The sequence below is a fragment of the Moorena sp. SIO3B2 genome, from assembly GCF_010692525.1.
Lineage (GTDB): Bacteria > Cyanobacteriota > Cyanobacteriia > Cyanobacteriales > Coleofasciculaceae > Moorena > Moorena producens.
Genome location: NZ_JAAHHE010000917.1, coordinates 1 through 1,251 on the forward strand (window position 1 = coordinate 1; position 1,251 = coordinate 1,251).

General features: G+C 46.2%; 1 protein-coding gene and 1 pseudogene. One reads left to right on the forward strand and one right to left on the reverse strand.

All coding sequences use genetic code 11. The features are described from left to right. Positions 1 to 82 precede the first annotated feature (82 nt). Positions 83 to 262: a hypothetical protein gene (locus tag F6K38_RS44770; RefSeq protein WP_071103626.1), complete on the reverse strand. Its 180-nt coding sequence runs from the start codon at positions 260 to 262 to the stop codon at positions 83 to 85. Positions 263 to 422: 160 nt separating this feature from the next. Here F6K38_RS44770 and F6K38_RS44775 point away from each other — a divergent pair. Next, a pseudogene (locus F6K38_RS44775) lies at positions 423 to 1,251 on the forward strand (hypothetical protein); the annotation flags it as partial.

Below are 1,251 nucleotides of genomic sequence, written 5' to 3' on the forward strand. Positions count from 1 at the left end.
AATATTCACAGCCATCTGACAAACCAGTAACTTGGGTCGAACTAGGGAACTGGCTCCTATTCCACACCTAGTTCAGGGAAGGTCAACGGAATTGAGTTGCCTTGAGGGCAAATCCGACTCGAAGGGCCTGTTCTATGTGCTGAACCCTTTGGAGTTTTCCAGGGTTTTGATCCTGCCGATACAACTTGTCTAAGCCAAGAATGAACACAGTGAGTATGATTAGTGTAGTGGCCAAATTGCGAGCAAATAGTAAATCGAACATGACTATATCCTGAATGTGTCAATCCCTGGGCATTCTGAGCTCCATTGCCCATGATTAAAAATTGTGAAGTGCCGATGTTTAATTTAGGGTTGACGCTCAGGTGTACTGTTTTGGTTGTTGTGTAAGAATTGAGAGCAATCGCTACAATTGGTGAAATCTGGTGAAATCTCGGAAATCTCGTCACTTACTAGTAGCTTCCTTTGTCCCGTGGCTGAATCTTCCCATGAATAGCAGTAGAGTGGGCATCCTGCCCGCCCGAAAATATCTTGAAACTGGCAAGATGCCAGTTCCACCAAGATGCCCATTCCACCTCACTCTTAAAATCATTCCATTATTAAGCAATGCTTTCGTTGTCGCTGGCGCTGTCTTGGGCTGTACCCACCAAGTTATACCGACCACACCAGCGTCAGATGCTAAACCAGTGATTAGCAGATCTGTTACTGATCTAATTCAGATTGAACCCTTACCGATTGCTACCAAGTATAGGAATCAGTGGACTCCTGAATTGGAATCAGAATTCTGGGTGCGAGCCAACCAGGCAATTCAGTACTACGATGGGTTAGGTTATGGCAACAACTACGGGGAAAATGAGAAGCGGTCTTATCCCTATGCCATGTTTGATTTTATTGTTGGCAATCGGGACAAAGCCCTAGAGTTTCTGCAATCAGAAGATGCCCAAGCTCAAGATAACCAACACACTAAGGGTATTGACTACTATTACGCTTTCACCCTCAAGGGACAAATCCGAAAATACTTCTTCTTTGGGCAATTTCTCGACCCGACCTACAAACAGCGAATGTTTGACGGTGCCAAAACCTGGACAGAAACTGACCCCAATGGGCGTCCTCACCCCATTTATGGTAAGGGAAAAGGTGGTGATGGTTGGGGACCGGATGTGCGAGGAAGTTGGGTGGATGGACGCAACACGGACAATCTCCGGGCAATGCGAGAGATTTCCGTTTATCTGATGGCGGAGGAAACCGGAAATG